This window comes from Glutamicibacter creatinolyticus (genome assembly GCF_006094275.1).
Classification (GTDB): domain Bacteria; phylum Actinomycetota; class Actinomycetes; order Actinomycetales; family Micrococcaceae; genus Glutamicibacter; species Glutamicibacter creatinolyticus.
Genome location: NZ_CP034412.1, coordinates 353,031 through 374,723, shown reverse-complemented (window position 1 = coordinate 374,723; position 21,693 = coordinate 353,031). Strand labels below are relative to the sequence as shown.

General features: G+C 68.4%; 19 protein-coding genes. 13 read left to right on the top strand and 6 right to left on the bottom strand.

The annotated features are described in order from the left end of the window. Window positions 1-120 precede the first annotated feature (120 nt). Both GcLGCM259_RS01770 and GcLGCM259_RS01765 read left to right on the top strand, forming a co-directional pair. Window positions 121-1,314 (top strand): MFS transporter, encoded by a 1,194-nt coding sequence (locus GcLGCM259_RS01770; RefSeq protein ID WP_246049687.1) that lies wholly within the window; start codon window positions 121-123, stop codon window positions 1,312-1,314. Window positions 1,315-1,508: 194 nt separating this feature from the next. Beyond that, the gene (locus GcLGCM259_RS01765) at window positions 1,509-2,258 is read left to right on the top strand and encodes an IclR family transcriptional regulator (RefSeq protein WP_138175088.1); all 750 of its coding nucleotides are present in this window, start codon (window positions 1,509-1,511) and stop codon (window positions 2,256-2,258) included. Between the two features lie 59 nt (window positions 2,259-2,317). Here the strand turns inward: GcLGCM259_RS01765 and GcLGCM259_RS01760 are convergent, their stop codons facing one another. Further along, window positions 2,318-3,208 carry a LysR family transcriptional regulator gene (locus tag GcLGCM259_RS01760; RefSeq protein WP_138925581.1) on the bottom strand — a complete coding sequence of 297 codons (891 nt, stop codon included), beginning with the start codon at window positions 3,206-3,208 and terminating at the stop codon, window positions 2,318-2,320. Window positions 3,209-3,288: 80 nt separating this feature from the next. On the opposite strand from GcLGCM259_RS01760, the gene GcLGCM259_RS01755 reads away from it, so the two are divergent. The 7 genes from GcLGCM259_RS01755 (at window position 3,289) to pcaC (ending at window position 10,142) form a co-directional block, all read left to right on the top strand. Further along, window positions 3,289-4,518: an MFS transporter gene (locus tag GcLGCM259_RS01755; protein ID WP_138925580.1), complete on the top strand. Its 1,230-nt coding sequence runs from the start codon at window positions 3,289-3,291 to the stop codon at window positions 4,516-4,518. 257 nt (window positions 4,519-4,775) lie between these two features. Further along, window positions 4,776-5,972: a 4-hydroxybenzoate 3-monooxygenase gene (locus GcLGCM259_RS01750; RefSeq protein ID WP_138925579.1), complete on the top strand. Its 1,197-nt coding sequence runs from the start codon at window positions 4,776-4,778 to the stop codon at window positions 5,970-5,972. 50 nt (window positions 5,973-6,022) lie between these two features. Then, on the top strand, window positions 6,023-6,862 hold the full coding sequence (gene pcaH / locus GcLGCM259_RS01745; protein WP_138925578.1) for a protocatechuate 3,4-dioxygenase subunit beta: 840 nt from the start codon (window positions 6,023-6,025) through the stop codon (window positions 6,860-6,862). Then, on the top strand, window positions 6,863-7,441 hold the full coding sequence (pcaG, locus tag GcLGCM259_RS01740) for a protocatechuate 3,4-dioxygenase subunit alpha (RefSeq protein ID WP_138925577.1): 579 nt from the start codon (window positions 6,863-6,865) through the stop codon (window positions 7,439-7,441). Window positions 7,442-7,547: 106 nt separating this feature from the next. Further along, window positions 7,548-8,954, top strand: a complete 1,407-nt coding sequence (locus tag GcLGCM259_RS01735; RefSeq protein WP_138925576.1) for a lyase family protein — start codon at window positions 7,548-7,550, stop codon at window positions 8,952-8,954. Next, window positions 8,936-9,733, top strand: a complete 798-nt coding sequence (locus tag GcLGCM259_RS01730; RefSeq protein WP_138175102.1) for an alpha/beta fold hydrolase — start codon at window positions 8,936-8,938, stop codon at window positions 9,731-9,733. The genes GcLGCM259_RS01735 and GcLGCM259_RS01730 overlap by 19 nt, the downstream gene beginning before the upstream one ends. A gap of 13 nt (window positions 9,734-9,746) precedes the next feature. Further along, a complete protein-coding gene (gene pcaC / locus GcLGCM259_RS01725) occupies window positions 9,747-10,142 on the top strand; it encodes a 4-carboxymuconolactone decarboxylase (protein WP_138925575.1) in 396 nt (131 codons plus the stop codon). An 11-nt stretch (window positions 10,143-10,153) separates the two neighbouring features. Here the strand turns inward: pcaC and GcLGCM259_RS01720 are convergent, their stop codons facing one another. The 5 genes from GcLGCM259_RS01720 to GcLGCM259_RS01700 form a co-directional block, all read right to left on the bottom strand. Continuing rightward, entirely contained in the window at window positions 10,154-11,323 is a 1,170-nt protein-coding gene (locus GcLGCM259_RS01720; protein WP_138925574.1) for a hypothetical protein, read from the bottom strand. 122 nt (window positions 11,324-11,445) lie between these two features. Next, on the bottom strand, window positions 11,446-12,729 hold the full coding sequence (locus GcLGCM259_RS01715) for a sodium/glutamate symporter (protein WP_138175108.1): 1,284 nt from the start codon (window positions 12,727-12,729) through the stop codon (window positions 11,446-11,448). A 6-nt stretch (window positions 12,730-12,735) separates the two neighbouring features. Continuing rightward, window positions 12,736-13,674: a formimidoylglutamase gene (hutG, locus tag GcLGCM259_RS01710; RefSeq protein ID WP_138925573.1), complete on the bottom strand. Its 939-nt coding sequence runs from the start codon at window positions 13,672-13,674 to the stop codon at window positions 12,736-12,738. Then, a complete protein-coding gene (locus GcLGCM259_RS01705; protein ID WP_175419293.1) occupies window positions 13,671-14,390 on the bottom strand; it encodes an IclR family transcriptional regulator in 720 nt (239 codons plus the stop codon). The genes hutG and GcLGCM259_RS01705 overlap by 4 nt, the downstream gene beginning before the upstream one ends. A 437-nt stretch (window positions 14,391-14,827) precedes the next feature. Then, on the bottom strand, window positions 14,828-15,517 hold the full coding sequence (locus GcLGCM259_RS01700; protein WP_175419292.1) for a phosphatase PAP2 family protein: 690 nt from the start codon (window positions 15,515-15,517) through the stop codon (window positions 14,828-14,830). A gap of 91 nt (window positions 15,518-15,608) precedes the next feature. On the opposite strand from GcLGCM259_RS01700, the gene GcLGCM259_RS01695 reads away from it, so the two are divergent. From GcLGCM259_RS01695 to GcLGCM259_RS01680, 4 genes are all read left to right on the top strand, one after another. After that, complete coding sequence (locus tag GcLGCM259_RS01695; protein WP_171021146.1) at window positions 15,609-16,067, top strand: 23S rRNA (pseudouridine(1915)-N(3))-methyltransferase RlmH; 459 nt, start codon at window positions 15,609-15,611, stop codon at window positions 16,065-16,067. 94 nt (window positions 16,068-16,161) lie between these two features. Further along, complete coding sequence (locus tag GcLGCM259_RS01690; protein ID WP_138925570.1) at window positions 16,162-16,632, top strand: hypothetical protein; 471 nt, start codon at window positions 16,162-16,164, stop codon at window positions 16,630-16,632. Continuing rightward, on the top strand, window positions 16,616-16,921 hold the full coding sequence (locus GcLGCM259_RS01685) for a transcriptional regulator (RefSeq protein WP_138925569.1): 306 nt from the start codon (window positions 16,616-16,618) through the stop codon (window positions 16,919-16,921). Before GcLGCM259_RS01690 ends, GcLGCM259_RS01685 begins: the two co-directional genes overlap by 17 nt. 58 nt (window positions 16,922-16,979) lie before the next feature. After that, window positions 16,980-21,641 carry an ATP-dependent helicase gene (locus GcLGCM259_RS01680; protein WP_138925568.1) on the top strand — a complete coding sequence of 1,554 codons (4,662 nt, stop codon included), beginning with the start codon at window positions 16,980-16,982 and terminating at the stop codon, window positions 21,639-21,641. The last annotated feature ends 52 nt before the right edge of the window (window positions 21,642-21,693 follow it).

The window sequence follows — 21,693 nt, the reverse complement described above, 5'->3', positions numbered from 1 at the left end:
AATACTAGCAAAGAAGTTCGCTATGCGAACTAGTGTGCGTGAAGTGAATTTGATGCTAACATCACTTTGCTATGACGCACATCACCGCCACTTCGTCGGCGGGACTCGAAGGGAGCCACCTTGACTACGTCGCTTAGCGGCACCAGGCCGCAAAAACTTGGCGGCTGGATTGCCGCCCTCTGCTTCTTCATCGTGGTCTTCGAGGGCTACGACATCGTGGCGTTGGGAGCCACCATTCCCGTATTGACCGACCCGGACATCGGAGGCTTCAGTGTCGCCGCCATGAACTGGGTAAACACGTTTTCCCTGATCGGCGTCGGAGTGGGAGCCGCGCTCATGGGGCGTTTGGCCGACCACTTTGGCCGTCGACGCCCCCTGCTCCTGGCGGTTCTGGTGTTTTCGGCCTTCACGCTGGTCTTTCCGCTGATGCCCAATGCGGCACTGATGGGGTTGGTGCGTTTTATCGCAGGTCTGGGACTCGGTGGATGCATGCCGGTGGCCCTGGCGTTGATGCAGGAGAACGCGCCGGTTGGACGCCGGGCCCTGGCCAACAACCTGCCCATGGTCGGATATCACCTGGGTGCCGTGCTGGCCTCCCTGGCTGGCCGGGCCGCGGGCATGCACTGGTCGTTGCTTTACTATCTGGGCGGCGGACTAGGCCTGGTGCTGCTCGGCCTGCTTTGGTTCAAGCTCCCCGAAAGCGAAGTGCGCCCCGCGGGAGAGCGCAGCTCGCTGGCAGATGTGCTCAAGCCCAAGTACTTGCGCAGCTCGATCGGCTTGTGGATTGCGGCGTTTATGGGTCTGGTCCTGGTCTATGGATTGAACGCCTGGTTGCCCAAGATCATGGGCGCCGCCGGCTACCCGGTGGCCGACTCCCTGACGATGCTCTTTGTCCTGAACCTAGGTGCGATCGCCGGGCTCATCATCAGCGCCTATGCCGCCGATGCGAAGGGAATCAAACTGGTTTCCCTGCTCTGGTTCGCCGCCTCGGCTGTCTTCCTGGTTCTTCTGGCCCTGCCCTTCGGAAGCCAGGCATTGCTCACGGTGGTCCTCTTCATCACCGGCGTCTTTGTTTTCAGCGCCCAATGCCTGATGTACGTCTATGCCGGGCACGTCTATCCTCGTGACATGGTGGCCACCGGCATCGGTTTGGCTTCGGGGATCGGGCGTTTCGGCGCGATTATCGGCCCCTACGTCACCGGTCTCATGGTGGCCGCGGGGACCGCATATCCTGGGGCGTTCTTCCTCTACGGGGGTGCTGCATTGATCGCGGTCCTGGTCATCGCGCAGATCCCCAAGCCGAAGTCCTCCTAGCGGCAAACGGACGAATCCCGGGGCCAACAATTGAGTAAGAGTGTGCCGGTGCCACAGGATGGCCCCGGCACACTCTTACTCATTCCGTCCCCTAGGAGACCTGCCGGGTTCCCCCACCATGCCCAGCGCATCTCCCAGCCCCTCCCACTCGTTCGCCAATATTCCCTCTGCCGTCAACAGACTAAAGTTGATTCATGGCCAACTCGCCCAGTGGGGATTCCATGCTGGACCGCATTGTGCGGATCCTGGATTCCTTTGACCCCAAGACCCCGAAGCTTTCGGTCGCCGCCCTGGCTCGGCGCGCCCAGATTCCCCGCGCCACCATGTACCGCTTGATTGAGGATCTGGTCGGCCACGGTTTGCTGGCGCGTGATCACGAAGGACAAATTTCACTGGGGCTGCGGCTGTGGGAGCTGGCCAACCGCAGTGCCGCTACCCAGGACCTACGCACCGCAGCGCTGCCCTTTATGGAGGACATCAATCAGCTTCTGGGCCAGAACACCCAGCTGGCGATGCTGCATCAGGATGACGTCCTGGTCATTGAGCGTCTCTCCCGTCCCGGGTCGGTGGTCAATCAGGCCAGCGTTGCCGGGCGCATGCCGATCCACCGCACCTCCATGGGCATGGCGCTACTGGCCTACTCCCCGGCCCCGGTACTGGAGGACTACCTGAGCCGACACGAGGAAGCCGTCCTCGACTACCATCCCCGGCTGCGTCATGAGCTGGCTGAGATCCGACGCCGCGGCTACGCCACCTTCGATGGCTTTATCGATCCCGAGACCACCGGGGCGGCGGCCCCGATTCTTGACGGTCAGGGGTACGCGGCGGCCGTGTTGGCTGTGGTGGTTCCCCGGGGCTCTGCAACGCTGCCCGCCGCGGCCATGGCTCTGCGCACTGCGGCACGAGGCATCTCGCGGGCCCTGGGCTACGCCGCCGACGGTTAACCCGGGCCGCCGGCTCCCCCACAGCGCGCACGGGCTTGATGCTGCCTAGGCTGGTCGGTCTATTTGGCATTGCGTGCTTCGGCAAGGATGGCCCGCATGACCACGTCTTCGGCGGCGGTCGGCTGCCGATTCGTGGCGCGGGCCAGCTGAATTCGCCACTTCAGGGGCACCGGCACCGCCCAGATTCCCTGGGTCCCCGAGCGCTCGACGGTGGACTGCGGCAAAAAGGCGACACCCAGCTCCTGCCGGACAAGCTCCAGCGCGAAATCCAGTGAGACGACCTCCGTGCGCACGCTACGGTGCAGTCCCTGCGCGGAGAACGCGGAGTCAATGGTGGTTCGGTTTCCCCAACCTTCGGGGAAGTCCACGTACTGTTCCCCGGCAATTTCCGAAAGGTCGACCTGCTGACGCCCGGCGAGTCGATGCCCCGCCGGGATGACCAGGACCATTGGCTCGGCATGGATCTCATGCAGCGCTATCCCCGCGACCTGGGGATTACTGACCGAGAGCAGTGCCAGGTTCAGCGTTCCCTCCTGCACAGCAGCCAGACTGGTGCGCGTCCCCTCCACGGTCAGCCGCAGCTTGACTACGACTTCCGGATACCGTCGATGAATCTCCAGCAGCACCTTCCCCATATCCAAGGCCCCCAGGTAGGACAGGGTGCCCAGCGACACCGTGCCGCGCACCATTCCTCCCACGGCATCGACTGCATCCCGCGCGCCATCCACTTCCGCCAGGATGGCCCGTGCCCGGGGCAGCAGCGCCTCCCCCGCGGGAGCCAGGCGAACGCTGCGCCCCTGACGGACGAAAAGCTGGGTTCCCAGTTCGCGTTCAAGCTGCTTGATTCCCGCCGAGACGGCCGACTGGACCACGTTCAACTCCTGTGCCCCACGGGTGAAGCTCAGCTGTTCGGCGACGGCCAGGAAGTACTGGATCTGGGATAACTGCATGCTTCAGTATCACCAAGCAAGATGCAAGCAATCAACATTTATCGTTGGACGCGATCAACACCGCCACGGATGATGGATTCATGCCCGTTTCATCTTCCCCCGCGGCAACCCGCTCCGCACCCGCCGTGCAGCACGGCCGCGGCTTTTGGATTGTCGCCTTCGCGTTCCTGACCTCGATGGCCTTTGCCTCCGCCCCGGCCCCGCTCTACGTCCTGTATCAACAGCGGTCAGGGTTCAGCTCCTTTACCGTCACCCTCATCTTTGCCGCCTACGCCCTCGGCGTGGTGGTGAGCCTGTTTCTGGCCGGACATATCTCCGACCGTGTCGGCCGGCGCCGCATCCTGGTGCCCGCCGTGGCCCTGGTTTTCATCTCCACACTCGTCTTCATCTTCTGGCAGGACCTGCCCGGGCTGCTCACCGCGCGTTTCGTCTCGGGCCTTGGGGTGGGCATGTTGACCGCGACCGCGACCGCCTGCATGACCGAACTGCACGCCACTTCCCGCCCGGGGACGGGCTTGCGCCGGGCCGAGGTCATCGCCACCGCCGCCAACATCGGCGGGCTGGGTCTGGGGCCTTTGGTCTCTGGAATGCTGGCGGAGTTTGCCCCGGCTCCGCTCTACACCACCTACATTGTCTTTGCCGCGCTGCTGCTGCTCGGCCTGCTGTCACTGGTCCGTGTCCCGGAAACCGTGCAGGTGGATCGCAACTGGAAATATCGGCCACAAAGGGTTTCGGTGCCCCCGGAGGCCCATTCGCGCTTTGCGGCCGCGGCGATGATGGCATTTGTCGGATTTGCCATGTTTGGGCTGTTCACCTCCCTGGCCCCGGCTTTGATTGCCGGCGAGCTGGCCATCTCCTCCCATGTGGTCTCCGGCGCCGTGGCCTTCGTGGTCTTTGCCGCGGCTGCCGCGATGCAGGTGGTTTCCTCGCGCTGGAGCCTGCACCGGCAGACCACGGCGGGTCTGGCCTGCCTGGGTATCGGCCTGCTCCTGGTGACCGCCAGCATCCTGGTGGCGTCCCTGGCGCTGCTGGTCATTGGCGGACTGGTGGCCGGTGCAGGCTCGGGGATGTCGTTCAAGGCAGGAATCGGCACCGCCATTTCCATTGCCTCCCCGGCCCAGCGCGGCGAAGCCCTGGCCGGCATTTTCCTGGCCGGCTACCTGGGAATGTCAGTGCCGGTCCTGCTGCTTGGCGCACTGATGCAGTTCATTGCGCTGGCGCCATCGGTGCTCGGCTTTGGCGCCTTCATGTTGCTGCTGCTGGGCGTCACCCTCCTGCTGTTGATGCGCGGCCGGCGCGAGGGCATCTAGGACGGAAGCATTCGTCCCGCACCTTCCCGATGCTGAAAATGCGGCGGCCACCCGGGTGACCGGCCCGGGGCGGGCGCCGCATTTCAGGCTTCCCAACGCACTGCCCATAAATATTCTTATTCAATGAGAAGCATGATGTGTTTTTTCCCCACGTCACTGCATTCTTGAAGTCAATCTCTTGTCCCCACCCATGTCGCCCTGCCCGCCGAGAATCGGCGTAGCGGCAGACACGGCCCCGAACGCTGAGGCAGGCTTCAATGACGCAGACTCCCCGGATCATCCGCACCCAGGTGGGCATCATCGGCGGCGGTCCGGCCGGGCTCATGCTCTCGCATCTGCTGGCCCAGGCAGGCATCGAGAACATCGTGGTGGAAAAACGGGATCACGAAACGATCCGCAATACCCACCGCGCTGGCATCCTTGAGGCCCAGGCCGTGGCCATGCTGACCGACAGCGGGGTCAACGGCCGGGTATTGACCGAGGGCGACGAGCACGCCGGCATCGACCTGCGCTTCAACGGCGAGTCCCATCCGCTGGATTTCCGCGACCTGGTGGACGCCACGGTCACCCTGTACGCCCAAAACGAGGTCTTCATCGACCTGGCCGCGGCACGCAAGCGCGATGGTGGGGACGTGCGCTACGAGGCCGAAGTCACCGAGATCCTGGGCATCGAAACCGACACCCCGAAGTTCCGCTTCACCGACGCCGCGGGCACCCTGTTCGAGGTGCACGCTGACGTGATCGTGGGCGCCGACGGGTCGCGTTCCTTTACCCGCCGCCAGATGCCGGCAGCCCAGCGCAATGACTTCAAGGTCGAATACCCCTTCGCCTGGTTCGGCATCCTCACCCAGGCCCCAAAGTCCTCTCCGGAACTGATCTATGCGAACTCCCCCCACGGATTCGCGCTCATCTCCCAGCGCTCCGAGACGGTGCAGCGCATGTACTTCCAGTGCGATCCGAACGAAAACGTTGATGACTGGAGCGAGGACCGGATCTGGAGCGAGCTGCAGCGGCGGGTGGATGGACCGGATGGCTTCCAGCTGGCGACCGGGCCAATCTTCGACAAAACCGTGCTGGGGTTCCGCTCCTTTGTCCGCGAACCGCTCTCCCACGGCCGGCTGTTCCTGGCCGGAGATGCCGGGCACACGGTCCCGCCCACCGGGGCGAAGGGCCTGAACCTGGCCTTCGCGGATGTGAAGGTCTTGTTCGAGGCCATCGACTCGTTTTACACCACCGGCAGTGACCGGCTCCTGGCCGGCTACTCGGACCTGGCGCTGAAGCGGGTCTGGAAGGCCCAGAACTTTTCGTACTGGATGACCTCCATGCTCCACACCCCCGTGGGCGCCGACCCGTTCATGACCCGCCGCGCCCTGGGAGAGCTGGAAACCGTGACCTCTTCGCGCTTCGGCCAGCAATACCTGGCCGAGTCCTACACCGGCTGGCCGCACGCCTGACCCGCCCAACCACCACCTTCCCGCCCATTGACCACTGAAAGGAGCACGCAGTGAGCACCGATACGAACCACACCACCGATGAGACGTTCGAGAACCCGCGCGTCCTGGATCCTGCCGCCACCGCCGACTCGCAGGAAACCATCACCAGCGAAATCCAGGACATCCATGAGGCCTACCGGCAGGAGGTGCTGGCCGGGAAGAAGGAGGAAACCCAGCCGCGGATCGACTTCGCCCCCTACCGTTCCTCCCTGCTGCGCCACCCCACCAAGGACCTGCACCACACGGATCCGGAAACCATTGAGCTGCACTCCCCCGCCTTCGGGGACCGGGACGTGCACATCCTGGAATCGGACCTGACCATCCAGCACAACGGGGACCCCATCGGCGAGCGCATCGTGGTCTCCGGCCGGGTACTGGACGGGGACGGCCGTCCGGTGGCGGGGCAGCTGATTGAGGTCTGGCAGGCCAACGCGGCCGGACGCTACATCCACAAGCGCGACCAGCACCCGGCCCCGATTGACCCGAACTTCACCGGGGTGGGCCGGGCGATCACCGGGCCGAATGGCGAGTACACGTTCACCACCATCAAGCCGGCACCGTACCCGTGGAAGAACCACCACAACGCCTGGCGTCCGGCGCACATCCACTTCTCGCTGTTTGGCACGGACTTCACCCAGCGGATGATCACCCAGATGTACTTCCCCGGTGACCCGCTGTTCTCCCTGGACCCGATCTACCAGTCGATCACCGACCAGAAGGCCCGCGACCGGCTGGTCGCCACCTACGACCACTCGATCACCTCGCATGAGTGGGCCACCGGCTACAACTGGGACATTGTGCTCACCGGCAGCAACCGCACCTGGATGGAAGACGAAGAGGGGGACCACTAAATGGCACCGGCACCAGAGCTGAAGCTCGTCCCGACCCCGGGACAGACCATCGGCCCGTTCTACGGCTACGCACTGCCCTACGACAAGGGCCACGAACTGATCCACCCGTCCAACCCAAACGCGGTGCGCTTGCACGGGGTGATCACCGATGGGCAGGGCACCCCCATCCCGGATTCGATGCTGGAGATCTGGCAGGCGGACCATCAGGGACGGGTGCCCACCCAGGACGGTTCGCTGCTGCGCGACGGCTACACGTTCACCGGCTGGGGCCGGGTGGCGGTGGACAACGTGGGCCGCTACACCTTCACCACCGTGAACCCGGGCGCGACCGAGGCGGGCAAGGCCCCGTTCATCATGCTCACCGTGTTCGCGCGCGGGCTGCTCAACCGCCTGTTCACCCGCATCTACCTGCCGGAGGACACCGAGGCGCTGGCCAATGACCCGCTGCTGTCGGCGCTGCCCGAGGAGCGGCGCAAGACCCTGATCGCCACCCGGGAACAGGACGGATCACTGCGCTTTGACATTCGGCTGCAGGGTGAGGACGAGACCGTGTTCCTGACCTACCCGCGCGAAAGCTAGGAAGCAGGAGAAGCTGCCCCGCTAGGGTGGAAGCTGCAGGTGCCCAAGCACCGCGGCCTTCCGCCCCGGCGGGGCGTTGAACGTATTGCCGAAGTGAGGTTGACCGATGACTAATGCCGATTACGGGGTGCTCAGCCCGGCGTGGGCCGGCGGCGCCGCGGCCCGGCTGGCCGATGACACCGCCTTCGTCCAGGCGATGCTTGATGTTGAGGCCGCCTGGGTGCGGGTGCAGGCCGGGGCCGGACTGTGCACCGCGCAGCAGGCCGCGGCGGTGGACGCCGTGGCCCGCGCCGAACGCTACGACCTGGCCGAAGTGGCGCGGCGGACCCCGGACGGAGCGAACGCGCTGATCCCGCTGCTGGGCATGATGCGCGAGTTGCTGGCCCGGGACGGCGCGCCTGGGGGCACCGGCACGGTGCTGCACCGCGGGGCCACCAGCCAGGACATCATCGATTCCGCGCTGATGCTGCTGCTGGCCCGCGGCATCAAGGTGGTGTCCACCCACCTGCATGCGGCGGGTGAGGGCCTGGCCGCACTGGCGCGCACCTATGCCCGGACCCCGTGCATTGCCAGGTCGCTGACCCAGCATGCGCTGCCCACCACCTTCGGCTACAGGGCCGCCGCGTGGCTTTCCGCGCTGGGTTCGGCCGGCCGGGCGCTGCAGGAGCTGTCCAACACGCTGGCGCTGCAGTGGGGCGGCGCGGTGGGCACGCTGGCCTCCCTGGACCAGTTCCTTGCCGACCAGCCCAGGACCCACCCAGACAGCGCCGAACTGGTCCGCCGTATGGCGGCCGAACTGCAGCTGGTGGACCGGCAGGTCCCGTGGCACACCAACCGTGTGCCGCTGCTGCAGGCTGGCTCCGCACTGGGGACGGTGATCGCGGCGCTGGGCACCTTCGGCACCGATGTGCTCACCGCCTCCCGCCCGGAAATTGGGGAGCTCTCCGAGCCACGCGAGGCCGGCAAGGGCGGGTCCTCGGCCATGCCGCAGAAGCAGAACCCGGTGCATTCGCTGCTGCTGCGCACCGCGGCGCTCAGCGCCCCGGCCCTGGTGGGAACGCTGTTCACCGCCGCCGGCACCGCGGCCGACGAACGCCCGGATGGCGCCTGGCACGCCGAATGGCCGGCACTGCGCGAACTGCTGCGCCTGGCGGTGGGCAGCGCCGAGCACGCCGACGTGCTGGCCAACGGGCTGCGCGTCAACGAATCGGCGCTGGCCCGCAACCTGGCCCTGGGCGGGGACGCGGTGCTCTCCGAACGCCTGGCCACCGTGCTGGCCCCGGTCATTGCGGGCGGCAAGCCCGCCGTCCAGGATCTGGTGCGCCGTTCGCTCACCGACCAGGTGAGCCTGCGCGAGCTGCTGCGCCTGGAGGTCTCCCACACGGACCTGTCCGACGCGCAGCTTGATGAGCTGCTGGACCCGGCCGGCTACCTGGGCAGCGCCGCACGCTTCACCGACACCGTTCTTGCCGATTACGCCCTGTGGAAGGAATCATGGCTGTCCCACAACTAACCCCCTCGCTGCTCCACCTCGACGCCTCGCTGCCGACGCTGATCCTGGGCCCGTCGTTGGGTACCGGCGCGCTACACCTGTGGGGCCCGGCCGTCCCCCACCTGAAGGACGGCTTCCAGCTCATCGCCTGGGACCTGCCCGGCCACGGTGCGAGCCAGCCGGCCACGCAGCCGTTCACCATGACCGAGCTGGCCCAGGCGGTCATGGACATGATCCAGGCGCTGCGCGTGGATGGGGTCATCGACCAGGGGGCCGGGCCCTACTATGCGGGGGTGTCCGTGGGCGGGGCCATCGCCCTGCAGCTGGCCCACGACCATCCCGGCGCGTTCCAGGCGCTCTCGGTGGTGTGCTCGGCGGCCAAGATCGGGACGGAGCAGGCCTGGAACGAACGGGCCGACCTGGTCGCCGCCGCCGGAACCCCGACCATGGTGGTCGGCTCCGCCCAGCGCTGGTTTGCCCCGGGGTTCATCGAGAAGGACCCGGTCACCTCCACCAATCTGCTGCACAACCTGCAGGACGCCGACCGCTTCTCCTACGCCCACGTCTGCCGGGCGCTGGCCGGGTTCGACCTGCGCGAAGAGCTGGCCGGGCTCACCGACCCGCTGCTGGCCCTGAACGGCGCCCATGACCAGGTCTGTCCGCCCTCCGATGCCCAGTTCATTGCCGAGCACGCCCCGCGGGGCCGCTGCGCCATCATTGAGAGCGTCGCCCACCTGGCCCCGGCCGAGGACCCGCAGGCCACCGCGCGCCAGCTGAGCGCCTTCTTCACCGCCAACTAGCAAAGGTTTGACCATGACAGATTCACAGCGCCTGCCCGGGGACACCTATGATGCCGGGATGGCGGTCCGCCGTGAGGTGCTCGGCCACGAGCACGTGGACCGGGCCAGCAGCACCTCGAACGAGTTCACCGATGAATTCCAGGAAATGATCACCCGCTACGCCTGGGGCACGATCTGGACCCGCGAGGGCCTGCCGCGCACCACCCGCAGCGCCATCACCCTGACGGCCATGATTGCCGGCGGCTACTGGGAGGAGCTGGAGATGCACGTGCACGCGGCCCTGCGCAACGGGATGACGCCCGAGCAGATCAAGGAAGTGTTCCTGCAAAGCGCCATCTACTGCTCGGTCCCGGCGGCGAACGTGGCCTTCAAGATCGGCAATAAGGTCCTGGCCGAGTACCAGCAGTAGCCCAGCGGTCCTCAGGCCGAGGACCGGACCCGGACCCAGTCATCCGGGCCCGGACCGGCATCGTCCAGCACCCAGCGCTGCGCCTGCCCGACCAGCGCCGTTTCGTCCCGCAGCCAGTAGGTGGCATCGGGGTCCCAGCCGGCGATGAGCGAGGCGGTGTGCTCGTCCACCGGGACCACTTCCCCGGCGGTGGCCAGGTACCCGGCAATGCTCAGGTGCACGCCCGCGTAGTCCCGGGCCACCGCCGAGAAGTCCGGGATCACCCAGCGCCCGTCGCGCCCGGTGGTATCAAACCAGTCGCGGCGGCGCAGCGCGGTGACCTCCAGCGGGTACTGGCGGCACAGCCGGGCCCAGCTGTTGGGCCCGGTGATCTCATAGACGGGGGCATCGGCCGGCACGCTCAGCCGGCGCAGCTGCGCCCCGCGCCAACCCATCCCGTCTTCGGCGCACCACAGCCCCACCGGGGTGCCGTCGGCAAAACGCCCGGTGGAGCGGACCGTGCCAAAGGGCGGGGTGGACCACCACGGCCCGCTGCCCAGCTTGCGCAGCGGCCGGCGCAGCTCCCGGCGCCGCCGCCCGTTCTCCCGCACAACCTGTTCCTTCCAGCGGGCCAGGCATTCGGCCGCCGATGGCACCGGTTGCTCCGGCCCGGGCCCGCCAAGGCCCTGCACATCATCCCAGGTGATGCTCCATTGATCCGCCCGGGCGCACGCATCCGTCCACCTGGTGACCGGGCGTGAGGGGCCGAGCGCACCCGCCAGCCGGCGCAGGGCCGGGATGATGTCCGCCCGGCCCAGCAGCGTGTCCTCGCCATCGGGTGGCTGCCAGTACATTGCGGCGTCCACCGAGGCGGCCAGGGCCCGGCGCACCGTGGGCAGGCTCGGTTCCGGCAGCGCCACCTGGCCAAGCAGCGCCGCCAGTTCGGCGTCGGTGGGCATCACCGGTTCCAGGTCCGCGGTGGTCACCGGCGCGCCTTCGGGGACAGCCACGAACCGGGCCACCGCATCCCCGCGCTCCTTGGCCACCAGGTAGGCGGCGTCGTGGAACGCACCGAGCACCGGTGCCGGCCCGCCACCCTCCGTGTCCTGCTCCAGCTGGCTGGCCGCAACCAGCTCGTACAGCAGCCGCCGTCCGCGGCGTCCGGCCAGCAGCGCGGCCTGCATGTCCATCTCGGCGCCCATTGTTCCTCCCCGGGGTTTCGCCCCAGCTTAGCGCGACGGTCAGCGGACCGGGGAAACCAACGGTGCCCCACCCCCGGCAACAGCAGGGGGTGGGGCACCGCGGGGTGAAGACCGTGGCGCGGCTAGGCGACCAGGTTCATGCACCACACAATCCAGGGCAGCGCCACCAGGTCGATCAGCACCGCACCGGCCAGCGGCACAATCAGGAAGGCCTTCTCGGAGCGGATCCCGAACTTGGCGTTGAACGCGTCCATGTTCGCCAGCGCATTCGGGGTGGCGCCCAGGCCGTGGCCCAGAAAGCCGGCGACCATGGTCGCCGCGTCGTAGTCCTTGCCCATCATCCGGAACACCACGAACGCGGAGAACAGGACGATGAACACCAGCTGCACCAGCAGGATGACCGACAGCGGGCCGGCCAGGTTCGCCAGCTCCCAGATCTTCAGGCTCATCATCGCCAGGGTCAGGAAGAAGCCGAGGGTCATCTGGGAGATCAGGTTGACCGAGTCGTCGTTGATCTTGATCAGCTTCAGCTTGTCGTTCAGGTTGCGGAAGATCACCGCGATGATCATCGCACCGACGTAGGCCGGCAGGGAGAAGCCGGTGATCTCGGCGATCCAGTCGCCCAGCAGCATGCCGACCACCATGATGATGCCGATGACCGTGGCCGTGGACAACAGCGAGGAGTAGTTGCTGATTTCATCCCCGGGCTGCTTGATCGCCTCGTCCAGGTCCTCACCCACCGCCGGGCCGCCGGCCGAGCCGCCGCCACCGGCCAGCTTGCGCATGCCCGCGCCCACCGGCTGCTTTGCCTCACGCACCCCGGCCTTCTGCGGGGCCTTGAGCTTGTGCCAGTGCATCAGGAAGCTGGCCAGCATGCCGCCCAGCAGGCTGCCGGCCACCAGGCCGAAGGTCGCCGAGGCGATCGCCACGGTGGTTGCGCCCTGCACGCCCATTTCCTCGGCGGTCGGGCCGAACGCGGCCGCGCCGCCGTGCCCGCCTTCCAGGCTGACCGCGCCGGCCATGATGCCCAGCATCGGATCGACCCCCAGCACCTTGGCCATGCCCATGCCGATCAGGTTCTGCGCGATCGCCAGGGACCAACAGGCCACCAGGTACACCAGCAGCAGCTTGCCGCCCTTTTTAATGGTGGCCAGCGAACCGGCCAGGCCGATGGTGGAGAAGAACGCGATCATGGCCGGGGTCTGCAGCGAGGTGTCCAGGCTGATTTCGGCAGCGCCGGTCTGGCGCAGCACCAGCACCAGCAGTGCGAAGAGGAAGCCGCCCACCACCGGGGCGGGAATGCAGAACTTCTCCAAGAATCCCACCCGGCGCCGGGCGAACTCGCCGAAGGCCAGCAGGACCATGGCCAGCGCCGAGGTCTGGACCAGTGATAATTGCAATTCCATAGATGTCTACCCTCGGTTCAGGATCAGGTCGTTGAGCAGCCGGGCGCCCGTGCGGGCGGTGCGCTGGTCAATGTCAAAGAGCGGGTTCAGCTCCGCAATGTCCGCGTGCATGAGCTTGTTGCTGCCGGCCGCGGCGAGCACCACCTCGCGCACCACCTCCAGCCCGATGCCGAATCCGGCCGGGGCGCTGACTCCCGGGGCGATGCTGGCCGGCAGCGCGTCCAGGTCGATGGTCAGGTACAGGTGGTCCACCGAGTCGGCGAAGTCGGTGACAAAGCCGCGCACCCCATCCAGGTTCCCCAGGTGGCATTCGGTGTCCAGCAGCACCTCAACGCCCAGACTGCGGGCGTAGTCGAAGAGCTTGCGGGTATTGGAGGCCTCGCTGATGCCCACCGCGGCGTAGCGGAATTCCCGGCCGGCGTCCTGCTGTGCCCGGGCGATCTGGGCGAACCCGGTGCCGGAGCTGGCCAGCGGTTCTTCGCGCAGGTCAAAGTGGGCGTCGATGTTCACGATGCCCAGGCTCCAGGGCGTCTCATCGCCCAGGGCCCGGGCCAGCCCGCGGTAGCTGGCGAACGTGATTTCATGTCCACCGCCCAGGCCCACGGTGAAGTGTCCCTCGCTGAGCAGGGTGGCCAACGCGGCGGCGAAGGCCTCCTGCCCGGCCTCCAGCTCCTGGCCCTGGACTTCAATGTCTCCGGCGTCGTAGAGCCTTAGCGGTTCGTGCAGGGCCAGCGAGGACAGGGCGGTGCGCAGCGAGGCGGCACCCGTGCGGGCCCCGGTGCGGCCCTTGTTGCGCCGCACGCCCTCGTCGCTGGCAAAGCCGAGCAACGCGGTGCCCACGTCGGCACCGGGTTGCCACGGGGTGATGGTGTTGTGCCATCGGGCGTTCTGGGGTCCGGGCCCGTCATCGCGTCCGGACCAGCCCTGGGGCTGTTTCCAAGTCATTTAATTCCTCCACTCAGGTTCATCGCAGTGCGGCGGGTTTGCTCGATCAGGTGGGCGCGGCGCTGCTGGCTGCGCTGGATGGGAGCCATCAGGGTGACCACACCCTGCAGTTCCCCGGCGCCGTCAAGCACCGGGGCGCTGACTCCCCAGATACCTTCGTCCAGTTCCCCGGCGCTTTGGGCGTAGCCGGCGGCCTGGGCGGCCGCGCAGGCGGCGTCGATGCGCTCGCGGTCGGTCTCGGCCAGGGCATGGAAGTCAAAGATCTCCGCCCGGGATGCGGGCGGAAGCTGGGCCAGCAGTGCGGTGGCGCTGGCGCCGAAGGTCAGCGGCTGGGAGGCGCCCACCGTGTAGCTGCAGCGCAGCGCCCGGGCCGCCTCCACCGATTCCACGCAGACCGCCTCGGCGCCGTGGGCGACCATGAACGCGGCCAGCTCCCCGGTGTCCTGGCTGAGCTGGCGCAGGTAGGGGGTGATTGTCCCGGTCATCATGGTGGTGTCGCGGTAGCGTTCGGCCAGCTGCACGGCCACCGGGCCGGCCCCGTAGTGCCGCGAGGAGGTCTTGTGCACGAAGCCGGAGGTCACCAGGTCATCCAGCAGCCGGTAGACCGAGCTGACCGGAATCTGGGACGCCTCGGACAGCTCCTTAACGGTCGCCTGGGGGACCTTGGCCAACGCCGCGAGGATCCACAGGACCCGAGCGGTCTGCGAATCGGACACTTTTCTTACGTACATAACACCTTTGCCGGGGGCCCTGGGCTGCGGGCCACGATCTGTTCACCACCCGATTCAAGGCAGGTGGAATCAGGCGCAGTCACCCATTGTTCTTTCCACCGCGGCGGTGGGGCAAGTCGAAATTCTCACCGCATGAGAATGCCGCAGGGAAAATTCCCGGGAGCTGGAAAAGAGTGAGCTGGCTTAACCGTGTCCCCAAAGGACACCGCACGCACGGGCCGCAGCGCGGCCCATGGGTTCCTGATCGGCGCGAATCCAACGTTTTTATGTGACGGAACAGGCCCCGCCGCGTGGCCGCGGCAACATCCGCGGCGGAAAATCCGACGATCTCGCTCGTCGCTTTAATGTGCCGCGAGTCTCAACAAGCCGTCGGTTCTTTGATACATTTCTCACATCTCGAAATGATCGTTGGCACACCGGAATTATCGGCGAATGCGCTTCGAGGGAACAAAGTAGTAGTGCAGGATGGCCACCACCGCAGCCCAGCCGGCCCCGATCACGAAGCCGACCACGACATCGGAGAGCCAGTGGTGGCCCAGGTAGATCCGGGAGAAGCCCATCGCCAACACGAAGAGCGCGGCCAGCGAGGCAATCAGGTAGGCGTAGCGGCGCAGCCCGTAGACGATGGCCAGGTAGGCGGCGATGCCGATCAGCGCGGCGGCGTTCAGCGTGTGGCCGCTGGGAAAGGAAAAGGAACCGGGGGGTTCCGGGCCCCCGGGGATCCCGTCGGGCCTGATCACTTCGTGCCGTCCCTTGAGGATCGTGGTGAGCAGGACGGAAACCAGCGCGGTGAAGCCCACGGTGGCCAGCGGCCAGAAGCTGCGCGTAAACCAGCACAACAGCGCGGTCACCAACACCATGGTGGCGGTCATCCCCGGTGTGGACCCCCACCAATACAACCCATGGGCCAGGGCCGCCAGCACCGGGTCCTGGTGCTCCAGCACCCACTGCTGCACCGGGGCGTCAAAATCCTGCACCCAGCCACCCGCGCCAAGGGAAACCACCACACGGCGGGTGAAGTAGAACATGGCGACGATCAGGCCCAGCACCACCCACAGCGCCCGGGCTGCGCCGGTGCGCTGGCCGGGCCGGAAATACCACGAGGATCGCATGGCTTCCATCGTAGTCTTCGCCCCCCGCCCCGGTGCGTGCCCCGCGGCAGAAGTCACCGGGTCACCGCCGGGGATGCGGGAGAATGGCGTCATGACAATCAAGGTGCTGGCAGTTGGGAAAAAGCATGAGTCCTGGGTCACCGAGGGCATCGGGCGCTATGAGAAGCGGCTGAAGAAGCCCTTCAACCTGTCCTGGCAGCTGCTGAGCCATTCCGCCCGCGACAACGAGGCGGCGCGCGCCGAGGAATCGACGCGCATCCTGGCCAAGGTGGCGCCCGGCGACTTCGTGGTGCTGCTTGATGAGCGTGGGCGCAACGTCGATTCGCCGGCCCTGGCCAACACGCTGCGCGCCCCGATCGACGCCGGCCGCAATGTGGTGGTGGTCATCGGCGGGGCCTACGGGGTGGACTCCACGGTCCACGACCGCGCGGATTTCACCTGGTCGCTGTCCAAGCTGGTCTTTCCCCACCAGCTGGTCCGGCTGATCCTCACCGAACAGCTCTACCGGGCCCAGGACATCCTGGCCGGCGGCAAGTACCACCACGTCTAGACTTCCGGCCCCCATCAGTGCCCCTGGCGATGGCACCCGGTTGACTTTCCATACCGGAAAGACAAGACTTTCCACAACGGAAAGAGAGCGGCTCATGCATGGATCCACGGGCTCCGGCCGAGCTCCGGCGCAGTCCGCGGCCGAGCTGTTGGCACTGGCCGATGACGCCGCGGCGAACATGGTGCGCACCAGCGCTGCCCCCCGGGGCCTGCTGGCGCTGCTGGGGGCCTGGGTGGCAACCCTGCTCAGCCTGCGGCATGTCGCCCCGCTGGGGCTGCTGATCGTGTTGGCCAGCCTGCTGCTGCCCCTGGCCCTGTGGTGCCTGCTCCACTACCGCCGCCGCCCGCGGCCCCGCCGGCTGGTGGAGAATGACGGCGCCTACGCCGGCTATTTCCTGTTCGGCCTGCTGGCGCTGGCTGTGCTGCAGTTCTGGGAAGCCCTGGGCCCCATCGCGATCACGGCGAAGTGGCTCAGCGCCTTCGCGGTGTTCTGGTTCTGCCAGCAGCGCATGCGCCGGGCGCTGGCGCTGGCCCGGCAGAAGGACGCGCATGAGCACGCCCACTGAACCACAAGGATTCGATGCGCTGATCCACGCCCCGATACGGCTGCGCATCTGCGCGAGCCTGGCCCCGGTCCAGTGGGCCGAATTCGCCCAGCTGCGCGACCTGCTGGGCATCACCGATTCGGTATTGAGCAAGCACCTGCGGCAGCTGGACGCCGCCGGCTACCTCCGGGCCGAGCGTTTCAGCCGCGCCGGGCGCAGCCGCACGCGCCTGAGCCTCAGCGCCGCCGGACGCGCCGCCTATGTGGGGCACCTGGCGGCGCTGCGCGAAATCACCGGGACCACCCGGTGACCGCGCCCCGGCTCCGGCTCCCGCCTAACCCGTCGGTCCCAGGTCCTAAGATCGAACCATGAGCGAAATCCTTTCGCGTTTTGGCGCCCCGACCCGCAAATGGTTCACCGATGTCTTCCGGGAACCCACCGCGGCCCAAAACGGCGCCTGGGACTCGATCTCCCGGGGCAACCACACGCTGGTGATCGCCCCGACCGGCTCGGGCAAGACGCTGGCCGCGTTCCTGTGGGCCCTGGACTCGCTGCTGAACACCGCCGCCGGCGCCCCGGCGCTGCCCGGGCTGCCGCAGCCGCCCAGCGGCGGCGGCACCCGTGTGCTCTACATTTCCCCGCTGAAGGCCCTGGGCGTGGATGTGGAACGCAACCTGCGTTCCCCGTTGGCCGGGATCAGGGCCACCGCGCACGATCTGGGCATCAGCCAGCCGGCGGTGAGCGTGGGCATCCGTTCCGGGGACACCCCGGCCGCCGAGCGCCGCCAGCTGGTGAAGAACCCGCCGGACATCCTGATCACCACCCCCGAATCGCTGTACCTGATGCTCACCAGCCAGGCCCGCAGCACGCTGGCCACCGTGCAGACGGTGATCATTGACGAGGTCCACGCCCTGGCCGCGACCAAGCGCGGCACCCACCTGGCCCTGTCCCTGGAGCGGCTGGATGTGCTGCTGGGCACCCCGGCCCAGCGCATCGGGCTGTCGGCGACCGTGGAACCACCCGAGGAGGTGGCCCGCTTCCTGGGCGGCACCCGGCCGGTGAACATTGTGCGCCCGCCGGCGGCCAAGCAGTGGGAGCTGTCGGTGCGGGTGCCGGTGCAGGACATGACCGACCTGCCGGCCGCGGCCGCCGCCCACGACCTGGGGCCCGGCTCCTCCCCCACCGCCGGGGCCAGCATCTGGCCGCACGTGGAGAACCAGCTGGTGGATTTGGTGCTGGCCAACCAGTCCACGATCATTTTCGCCAACTCGCGCCGCCTGGCCGAGCGGCTGACCGGCCGGCTCAACGAGCTCTACGCCGAACGCGAGGGCTTCACCCCGGACCCGGCGCAACCGGCCGGCACCCCGGCGGTGCTGATGGCCCAGGCCGGTTCCAGTGCCGGCAGCGACCCGGCCGCCCCCATCCTGGCCCGCGCCCACCACGGTTCGGTGTCCAAGGACACCCGCGCGGTGATCGAGGAGGATCTGAAGCTGGGGCGGCTGCGCGCCGTAGTGGCCACCAGCTCCCTGGAGCTGGGCATCGACATGGGGCTGGTGGACCTGGTGATCCAGGTGGAGTCGCCGAACTCGGTTTCCTCCGGGCTGCAGCGGGTGGGCCGTGCCGGGCACCAGGTCGGCTCCGTCTCCCGCGGCGTGTTCTACCCCAAGCACCGGGCGGACCTGCTGTCCACCGCGCTGGTGGTTACCCGGATGCGCACCGGGCAGATCGAGAAGATGACGGTGCTGGCCAACCCGCTGGACGTGCTGGCCCAGCAGACCCTGGCCGCGGTCGCCCTGGCGGATTTGCGCGTGGAGTCCTGGTTTGACACGGTGCGCCGCTCCGCCCCCTATGCCCAGCTGCCGCGCAGCGCCTACCTGGCCACCCTGGACATGCTCTCGGGCAAGTACCCCTCCGATGAGTTCGCCACCCTCAAGCCCCGGATCATCTGGGACCGGGATGCCGGGACCCTCTCCGCCCGTCCCGGGGCCCAGCGCCTGGCGGTCATCTCCGGGGGCACCATCCCGGACCGCGGGCTGTTCGGGGTGTTCCTGGCCGGGGCCGAGGACTCCAAGGCCCCGAAGCGGGTGGGTGAACTGGATGAGGAGATGGTCTACGAGTCCCGGGTGGGCGACGTGTTCGCGCTGGGGGCCACCAGCTGGCGGATCGAGGACATCACCCATGACCGGGTGCTGGTCTCCCCGGCGTTCGGCCAGCCGGGCAAGCTGCCCTTCTGGCACGGGGACGGGCAGGGCCGGCCCATCGAGCTGGGCCGGGAGCTGGGGCGCTTCACCACCGGGCTGCTGGCCGCCGAGGAGCCCGCGGCCCTGGCCCGGCTGCGCGGGCAGGGCCTGGACGAGTACGCGGCGAACAACCTGCTCAGCTACCTGCAGGAGCAGAAGCAGGCCACCGGCACCGTGCCGAGCCACACCACCTTTGTCATCGAGCGTTTTGTCGACGAGCTCGGGGACTGGCGGGTGATGCTGCATTCCCCGCTGGGGCTGAGCGTGCACGCCCCCTGGGCGCTGGCGATCGGGGCGCGGATCCGCGAACGCTGGGGCCTGGACGCCTCGGCGATGGCCGCCGATGACGGGATCGTGCTGCGCATCCCGGCCATGGATGACGAACCGCCGGGCGCCGAGCTGTTCACCTTCGCCGATGATGAGATCGTGGACGCGGTCACCTCCCAGGTGGCCAACTCGGCGCTGTTTGCCGCCCGCTTCCGGGAGTGCGCGGCCCGGGCCCTGCTGCTGCCGCGGATCAACCCGGCCAAGCGCACCCCGCTGTGGCAACAGCGCCAGCGGGCCAGCCAGCTGCTGGATGTGGCGCGCAAGTACCCGGATTTCCCGATCATCCTGGAAACCGTGCGCGAATGCCTCAATGACGTGTACAACCTGCCGGCGCTGGTGCAGGTGCTCAAGGATCTGGGCAGCCGCGGCATCCGGATGGTGGAGGTGCAGACCCCCACCCCCTCCCCGTTCGCCCAGTCGCTGCTGTTCGGCTACGTGGCCCAGTTCCTCTACGAGTCCGACGCCCCGCTGGCCGAACGCCGCGCCGCGGCGCTGAGCCTGGACCCGGTGCTGCTCGGTGAACTGCTGGGCCGCAACGACGTGCGCGAGGTGCTGGACGCGGAGGTGATCCGCCAGTACGAGGCGCAGCTGCAGCACCTGGCCCCGCAGCGCCGGCTGCGCGGCATGGAGGGGGCCGCGGACCTGCTGCGCCTGCTCGGCCCGCTCACCGCCGAGCAGCTGGCCCGGCGCCTGGCGGACCCCCGTGATGAGCGGGAGCCGCTGCAGGCGGCGGCCGCCGGGATGCACGCCGAGTCGCTGCTCGCCGCCCGCCGCGTGTTCCCGCTGCGCCGCGGCGGGCAGAACGCGTATGCGGCCATCGAGGACGCCGGCAAGCTGCGCGACGCGCTGGGCACCCCGCTGCCGCCGGGGATCCCGCAGGCGTTCCTGGAGCCGGCCAGCAACCCGGTGGAGGACCTGGTCTCCCGCTACGCCCGCACCCACGGGCCGTTCACCCCGGCCGAGGCGGGCAGCGCACTGGGCCTGGGCGTGGCGGTGGTGCGGGCGGTGCTCGACGCGCTGGTGGCCGCCGGGCGCCTGGCCACCGGGGCGTTCCGCCCCCTGGAGATTGTGCCCGAGGGGGTCAGCGGCGATGAGTACTGCGACATCCAGGTGCTGCGCACCATCCGGACCCGTTCGCTGGCTGCGCTGCGCGCCGAGGTTGAGCCGGTGGACCAGCCCACCTTCGCCCGGTTCCTGCCGGTCTGGCAGCAGGTGGGCTCCCAGCTGGAGGGCGCCGACGGGCTCTATGAGGCCATCGGCCAGCTCACCGGCGCCCAGGTGCCGGCCAGCGCCCTGGAATCCCTGGTGCTGCCGGCACGGGTGAAAAACTACACCGGCGCCGCGCTGGATGAGCTGACCAGTTCCGGTGATGTGCTGATTGCCGGGGCGGGGGCCGCCGGCGGCAAGGACGGCTGGCTGGCGCTGCACACGGCCGAGCACGCCAGCTTGACCCTGCCGCCGGGGGACCGCAGCGAACTGGACGCGTTCGCGCTGCGCCTGCTGGAGCGGTTCGAGAGCACCGGCGCCTACTTTGTGGAGGAGCTGGCCGCCTGGATGACCGAGGAGGACAACGCGCCCCCGTCCCTGTCCCAGGTCGGTGACGCGTGCTGGCAGCTGTTCTGGGCCGGCTTCATCAGCCCGGACACCCTGTCCCCGGTGCGCGGCTATCTGGCCGGGGGCAGCACCGCGCACAAGATCGCCAAGCCCCCGCCGCGGGCCCGCGCGGCACGGCTGAACCGGCTCTCCGGACTCACCCGGCTGGCCGGCAGCCCGGCCGCGCCGCACGCCCCGGCGCGTTCGGGCGGGGCCCGCTGGAGCCGGCTGCCCGAGCCGGTGGCCGATCCGACCATCCGCTCCCATGCCGCCGCGGAGGTGCTGCTGGAACGCTACGGGGTGGTGACCCGCGGCTCGGTCGCCGCCGAACAGGTGCCCGGCGGCTTCGGCACCCTGTACCGGGTGCTGGGCAAGCTGGAGGAGGCCGGGCATACGCGGCGCGGCTACTTCATCGAGAAGCTCGGCGCCGCCCAGTTCGCCTCCGCCAACACCATCGACCGGCTGCGTTCCTTCCAACTGGAAACCCAGACCCCGCGGCGCCAACCGCGCATCCTGGTGCTGGCGGCCACCGACCCGGCCAACCCGTACGGGGCCGCCCTGCCCTGGCCGGCCACCGAGACCGGGCACCGGCCCGGGCGCAAGGCCGGGGCGCTGGTGGGGCTGATCGACGGGGAGCTGGCCTTCTACCTGGAACGCGGTGGACGCACCGTGCTCAGCTTCGGCTCCTGGCCGGCCGAGCACCTGGCGGCCCTGGGCGCCAGGCTGGTGGCCACCTTGCGCACCGCGGCGGTGGAAAAGATTGCCATCGCCACCGTCAACGGGCTCCCCGTGCTTGAGGACCCGCTGGCCCAGGCGCTGCTGCAGGCCGGTTTCTACAGCACCCCGCAGGGAATCCGTTTCCGGCGCTAACCCGACCACGGCGCCGGCCGGGACCCGACGCGACCCGGCCGGCGCTTCCCGA